The sequence below is a fragment of the Dokdonella sp. genome (assembly GCF_035511235.1).
In the GTDB taxonomy this organism is placed as follows: Bacteria; Pseudomonadota; Gammaproteobacteria; order Xanthomonadales; family Rhodanobacteraceae; genus Dokdonella.
The window spans coordinates 1-6,033 of record NZ_DATKFQ010000031.1; the positions used below are offsets into that span (position 1 = coordinate 1).

Below are 6,033 nucleotides of genomic sequence, written 5' to 3' on the forward strand. Positions count from 1 at the left end.
CGTCGGCGTCGGCTACGACAATCTCGACCTCGCCGCGCTGCGTGCCGCCGGCATCGCGGCGACCAATACGCCCGACGTGCTGACCGATACCGTCGCCGATTTCGCGTTCGCGCTGCTGCTCAGCGCCGCCCGCCGCATGACCGAGGCCGAGCGCTGGCTGCGCGACGGCCAATGGCAGCGCTGGTCGTTCGACCGTCTGCTCGGCCGCGACGTCCACGGCGCCACGCTCGGCATCCTCGGCATGGGCCGCATCGGCCAGGCGATCGCCGAGCGCGCGCGCGGATTTCGCATGACCGTGCTCTACCACAACCGCCGCGCGCTGCCGCCGGCGCTCGAACGGGCCTGCGCCGCGCAGCGCGTCGAGCAGGACGAGCTGCTGCGCCGCGCCGATTTCCTGGTCGTCGCCGTGCCGTATGCGCCGGCGACGCATCATCTGATCGACGCCGCGGCGCTCGCGCGCATGAAGCCCGGCGCTTTCCTGATCAACATCGCGCGCGGCGGCGTCGTCGACGACGCGGCGCTGGCCGCGGCACTGGCGTCCGGCCGGCTCGGCGGCGCGGCGCTGGACGTGTTCGAGGGCGAGCCGGCGGTCCATCCGGGCCTGCTCGCGGCCCGCAACGTCGTGCTGACGCCGCACATCGCCAGCGCCAGCCTCGGCACGCGGCGCGCGATGGTCGGCCTGGCGGTCGCCAACGTGCTGGCCGCGCTCGGCCACGGGCCGCAGGCCGGCCGCCCGCCGAACCGCATCGGCGGCTGACGCGCCCGCGCGTTCGCAGGGCGGCACCGCCCCTGCCGGAGGTCACCGTGGCCGATTGCACATCCGCGCCTTAAACCGATCGGGCATCGTCGGCATCGTAGGTCCGTACCCGACCCCGAGGAGCCGTCCATGACCGTCCGCCGCATCCTGCTCGCCGCGCTGATCGCCGTTCCCGCCCTGATGCCGCACACCGCCTCGGCCGAGATCAGCGTCTGCGATCTGCACAGCCCGTATTCGCTGCGCGTGCAGCCGCAGCAACTGGTCTTCACGCGGTCTGCCGGCACGCCGGCCGAGATCGTCATCGCCGGCGGCCGTCTGCGCGTCGACGGCCGCGACGTCGCACTGAGTACGGCCGACAGCCGGCGCCTTGCCGACTACGAGCGCGGCGTGCGCGATCTGCTGCCGGAGGTCAAGGCGATCGCGCGCCAGGCGGTCGGCGTCGCATTCGAGGCGGTCGGTCAGGTCAATGCCGCCTTCGCCAGCAGCCCGTCCGACGCGCGCGCCCAGGCCAAGCGCATGCAGGCGCTCGCGGTCGAGCTCGAGCGGCGCATCGAGGGCGGCCAGGAATGGAGCGATGCCGAAGTCGAAGGCCTCGTCGAGAACGCGGTCGGCAGCCTGATCGGCAATCTGGTCGGCAACGTGACCGCGCAGGCGATCAAGATCGCGTTCACCGGCGACGAGGCCGCCGCGGCCGAGCTCGAGGCGCGCGCCTCGGCGATCGAGAAGGGCGTCGAGCGCGCCGTCGAGCGCAGCGCCGCCGATCTGGAGCAGCGCGCCGAAGCGCTGTGCCCGCGCATGCTGGCGCTGAACGAGATCGCCGGCGCGCTCGATGTCACGCTGCCCGGCGGGGGCCGCCTCGATCTGTTCGCGCCCAAGCCCTGAGCGAATCGTCGCCGCGAGCCCCGCGGGCTCGCGGCGCAGGGCCGGCGCTCGCGGCGCCGGTCGTCGCCTACCAGGTGCCGATATTCGGCAGCGAGCGCCATGGCTCGATCGGCGTCAGCGGCGCGCCTTTCTGCAGCAGTTCGATCGAGATCGCATCGGGCGAGCGCACGAAGGCCATGCGCCCGTCGCGCGGCGGCCGGTTGATCGTGACGCCGGCCGCCTGCAGCCGCGTACAGACCGCATGGATGTCCCCGACCTCGAACGCGAGATGGCCGAAGTTGCGCGCGCTGCCGTAGTCCTCATCGTCCCAGTTCCAGGTCAATTCGATCTCGCCGCGATCGGCGTCGCCCGATGCGGCCAGGAACACCAGCGTATAGCGCCCGGCCGGGTTCTCGGTGCGGCGCACCTCGACCAGGCCGAGCGCGCCGCAGTAGAACTCCAGCGACCGGTCCAGATCGCGTACGCGTAGCATGCTGTGCAGGAAGCGCATCGGCGGCCTCGTGATCGAATGCGGGATGTCCGCTGCCGATGCTAACGCCGCCACGGCCCGATCGCGCGCTGCGAGCCTGAAGCCTCGCTGGCCGGGGCGGCGCCGAGACTCGCCGCGGCGCCGTCGCGGATGAGACGATACCGCGCATGGACTACCTCGAACGCGCCGTCGCCTGGCTCCATTCCGATCATCCGCTGGCGATCGCCACCGAAGTCGCGCTGAAGATCGCCTTCGCGCTGTTGCTGCTGCTGATCGGCTGGCGGATCGCGCGCCGGCTCGCCGACGGCCTGCGCCGCGTGCTGTCGCGTACCGGCGCCGATCCGCTGCTCGGCGATTTCCTGCGCAACGTGGTCTTCGCGCTGCTGCTGTCGGTCGTCGTGGTCGGCGTGCTCGACCGGCTCGGCGTGCCGACCGCCTCGCTGCTCGCGGCCCTCGGCGCGGCCGGCCTGGCGATCGGCCTGGCGCTGCAGGCGTCGCTGTCGAACATCGCCGCCGGCGTGCTGCTGATGGTGTTCCGGCCGTTCCGCGTCGGCCAGTCGGTCGAGGTCGGTGGCGTCAGCGGCACGGTGCAGAACGTCAGCCTGATGCACACCCATCTGCTGACGGCCGACAACCGGGAGGTGATCCTGCCCAACAGCAAGGTCGCCTCCGACGCGATCGTTAACGCCAGCGCGCGCACCACGCGGCGCATCGAGCTGGGGATCGAACTCGGCGCGCAGGAGGACGTGCGTCTGGCGATGAGCGAGATCCGCGCGATCGTCGAGGCCGACCCGCGCGTCCTCAAGCAGCCGGCGACCGAGATCGTCGTATCGGGTCTGACCGAAAACGGCTTCAGGGTAGCGGTGCGGCCGTGGGTGCAGTCCGGCGACTTCGGTGCCGTGCAGTCCGATCTGCTGCTGGCGATCCGGCAGCGCTTCGAGGCGGCCGGCATCCGCCTGGCGCAGCGCGAGCTGGTGTTCCGGCCGGCGCTGCCCGCAGCCGGCGCGGCCCAGTCCTCGTCCCATCTTTCCGATCCACAGGCGCCGGCGCGCGAATAGACCCGGTGCGGGACGTGAGTCGCTGGGGAGCCGAGGCGCTCAGCGCTGCACGTCGAAGCCGAGATAGTCCGGGCCGCCGAGCTGGCGCACCTGGCGCGCGATCCAGGCGGCGCGCTGCGCGACGAACGGGCTCGGCGGATCGGCACGGTAGCGGCGCGGGTTCGGCAGCACGGCCGCCAGCAGGGCGGCCTGCCGCGCATCGAGCGCCGATGCCGGCTTGCCGAAGTAGTGCCGCGCGGCCGCCTCGGCGCCGTAGATGCCGTCCCCGAACTCGGCGACGTTGACGTAGACCTCGACGATCCGGCGCTTCGGCCAGAGCGCCTCGATCAGCACCGTGAAGTAGGCCTCCAGGCCCTTGCGCACGAAGCTGCGGCCCGACCACAGGAACAGGTTCTTGGCGACCTGCTGGCTGATCGTGCTGGCGCCGCGCAGCCGGCCGCCCTCGTCGGCGGCATCGAGGGCGGAGCGGATCGCATCGAGATCGAAACCGCGGTGGCTTGGGAACTTCTGGTCCTCGGCGGCGACCACTGCGATCGGCAACTGCGGCGAGATGTCCTCGAGCGGGCGCCAGCGATAGTCGAGCGAGAAGCCGCGCTCGCCGCCGGCACGCGCCTCGACCCAGCGCGCGACCATGAACGCCGAGGTCAGCGGCGGTACGAAGCGCAGCGCCAGCACGGCGAGCACGCTCGTCGCGACCAGGGCCGCTACCGTCAAGGCGGTCCAGCGCACGAGGCGGCGCCAGGGCCGGCGTCCGGATCCGATACGCAGCAGCGGCCTCACGCGCGCTCCCCGGCAGGGCCGTCGCGACGGCCGGTCGGTCGATTATTCCAGCTCGGGTCGCTGCCCGCGCGCATGCCGATCACCGCCATCACGCCGCGCGTCAGCTCGCCGCGACCGGTGCGCTGCGCGGCGGATACTTGTAGCGCAGGGCCGGCTGCTCGACCAGGCGCCAGGACAGCCAGGCCAGGATCAGCGTCGGCGCCAGGCAGGCGGCGAAGATCGACAGCGGATCGCGCAGGCCGGCGACCGCGATCAGGGTCTGCTGCACCGGGAAGCCCCACAGATACGTGCCATAGGACAGATCGCCCCAGCGGCCCTGCGGCAGACGCGGCACGTAGGCCAGCCAGAGCGTGCCGTAGGCGATGCCGAGCGCGAGCAGAGGCTGGTACAGCGGCGTGCCGAACGCGAGCCAGGCGGCCGCGGCCAGGATCAGCAGGATCGGCGTCGACAGCGGCAGCCAGGCACGATTGACGCAGCACCATGCGCCGAACGCGAAGAACACGATCAGCGCGGTCTCGATCGAGACCTGCTCGCCCGACAGCAGCGGCACGCGCAGCCACAGCGCGGCGGCGAGGACGATCGCGACCGAGGCGATCCAGGCGCGCCGCGTTAGCAGACCGGCGAGACCGAGCGCGGCCACGGCGAGATAGAGGCCGCTCTCGACCGGCAGCGTCCACAGCGAGCCGTTGACGTAGTCGGTGGTCGGGTTGGACGCGAACACGCCCGGCAGCGTCCATTGCAGATCGAGCAGGCTGGCGTTGCCGGCGACGTAGCGCCACGGCTGCGTCGAGCCGAAGTACGCGGCCGCCGGCAGCGTGGTCATCGCCGCGCCGAGCAGCAGCGCGCTGGCGACGGCGCAGACGAACAGCGCCGGCAGGATGCGCAGCGCACGCGAGCGCAGGAAGTACGGCAGGTTGGGCCGGCGCTGCCAGGCCAGCGTGATCAGCAGGCCGCTCAGCGTGAAGAACATCATTACGCCGATGAAATGGCTGTAGGTCTGGCCGAGCAGGCGGCGCACCGGATCGGCCTCGGCCATGCCGAGCCCGGCGAGCGCGTAGCTGTGCCCGAACAGCACGGCCAGCGCCGCGACCAGGCGCACCACGACCATGTTGTCGCGGCCGTCGGCCATCCAGGCCGCGAGCGAGCGGCCGCGCAGGCGCGCGAGCAGGGCGGACATCGCGCTCAGGCCTGCATGCGCTGCAGGACGCCGGCGATGCGCGCGCCGCTCGACGCGCGCAGCAGCGCCGGCGCATGGCGCAGCAGCGCGGCGTGATCGAGCCGGGCGATCTGGTCGCGCACCTCGAGCAGGGCGCCCGGATGCATGCTGAAGTCCTCCAGCCCCAGCGCCAGCAGCAGTGCCGTGTAGCGCGTGTCGGCGGCCATCTCGCCGCACAGCGACACCGGCCGCCGCGCGCGCCGCGCGATTGTGAGGATCTGCGCGAGCAGCTTGATCACGGCCGGGTGCAGCGGATCGTACAGGGTGCCCAGATGGTCGTTGGCGCGATCGGCCGCCAGCACGTACTGGACCAGATCGTTGGTGCCGATCGAGATGAAATCGACGTGGCGGATCAGGCCGCCGAGCGCGATCGCCGCCGCCGGCACCTCGATCATCGCGCCCAGATCGACCTGGCCGGCGATCTCCTGGCCGGTCGAGCGTAGGTCGCGCACGCACTGGTCGAGCATGCGGCGCACGCTGTGGATCTCCTCCACCAGCGTGATCATCGGCACCAGGATGCGCACCGGGCCGTAGCTGGACGCGCGCAGGATCGCGCGCAGCTGGGTGATCATCAGCTGCGGATGGCGCAGCGCCAGGCGCACGCCGCGGACGCCGAGCGCCGGATTCGGTTCTTCCTCCAGCGCGACGCCCGACGCGTCGGCCTTGTCCGCGCCGAGGTCGAGCGTGCGGATCGTGACCGGCAGACCGCCCATGCCGAGCACGAGATCGCGGTAGGCCAGGAACTGCTCCTCCTCGCCTGGAATCTCCCGGCGTTGCAGGAACAGGAACTCGGTCCGGTACAGGCCGATGCCGGCGGCGCCGGACAGGCGCGCGCGGGCGACGTCGGCCGGCATCTCCGCATTGGCGTAGA

The 6,033-nt window shown here is 72.2% G+C and carries 7 protein-coding genes; 3 read left to right on the top strand and 4 right to left on the bottom strand.

Going from position 1 to position 6,033, the window contains the following annotated elements:
- A partial coding sequence (locus VMR06_RS13025) for an NAD(P)-dependent oxidoreductase (protein ID WP_325376932.1) occupies positions 1-757 on the top strand: 757 nt, incomplete at its 5' end.
- A gap of 129 nt (positions 758-886) precedes the next feature.
- Positions 887-1,639, top strand: a complete 753-nt coding sequence (locus VMR06_RS13030; RefSeq protein ID WP_325376934.1) for a DUF2884 family protein — start codon at positions 887-889, stop codon at positions 1,637-1,639.
- A gap of 67 nt (positions 1,640-1,706) precedes the next feature.
- On the opposite strand, the gene VMR06_RS13035 is transcribed toward VMR06_RS13030, so the two are convergent.
- On the bottom strand, positions 1,707-2,129 hold the full coding sequence (locus VMR06_RS13035) for a VOC family protein (protein WP_325376936.1): 423 nt from the start codon (positions 2,127-2,129) through the stop codon (positions 1,707-1,709).
- 146 nt (positions 2,130-2,275) lie between these two features.
- Here VMR06_RS13035 and VMR06_RS13040 point away from each other — a divergent pair, with 146 nt between their 5' ends.
- Positions 2,276-3,166 carry a mechanosensitive ion channel family protein gene (locus VMR06_RS13040; RefSeq protein WP_325376938.1) on the top strand — a complete coding sequence of 297 codons (891 nt, stop codon included), beginning with the start codon at positions 2,276-2,278 and terminating at the stop codon, positions 3,164-3,166.
- Between the two features lie 39 nt (positions 3,167-3,205).
- Here VMR06_RS13040 and mtgA read toward each other — a convergent pair whose 3' ends face one another.
- The 3 genes from mtgA to VMR06_RS13055 all read right to left on the bottom strand — a co-directional run.
- Positions 3,206-3,946: a monofunctional biosynthetic peptidoglycan transglycosylase gene (mtgA, locus tag VMR06_RS13045; RefSeq protein ID WP_414648132.1), complete on the bottom strand. Its 741-nt coding sequence runs from the start codon at positions 3,944-3,946 to the stop codon at positions 3,206-3,208.
- 100 nt (positions 3,947-4,046) lie between these two features.
- Entirely contained in the window at positions 4,047-5,123 is a 1,077-nt protein-coding gene (locus VMR06_RS13050; protein ID WP_325376940.1) for an acyltransferase, read from the bottom strand.
- Positions 5,124-5,128: 5 nt separating this feature from the next.
- Positions 5,129-6,033 (bottom strand): putative PEP-binding protein (locus VMR06_RS13055; protein ID WP_325376942.1); only part of this gene is annotated, 905 nt, incomplete at its 5' end.

Excerpts from the sequence above, each read along its gene's own strand:
- VMR06_RS13050 (WP_325376940.1), bottom strand. The coding sequence starts at position 5,123 with ATGTCCGCCCTGCTCGCGCGCCTGCGCGGCCGCTCGCTCGCGGCCTGG.
- VMR06_RS13035 (WP_325376936.1), bottom strand. The coding sequence starts at position 2,129 with ATGCGCTTCCTGCACAGCATGCTACGCGTACGCGATCTGGACCGGTCG.
- VMR06_RS13040 (WP_325376938.1), top strand. The coding sequence starts at position 2,276 with ATGGACTACCTCGAACGCGCCGTCGCCTGGCTCCATTCCGATCATCCG.
- VMR06_RS13030 (WP_325376934.1), top strand. The coding sequence starts at position 887 with ATGACCGTCCGCCGCATCCTGCTCGCCGCGCTGATCGCCGTTCCCGCC.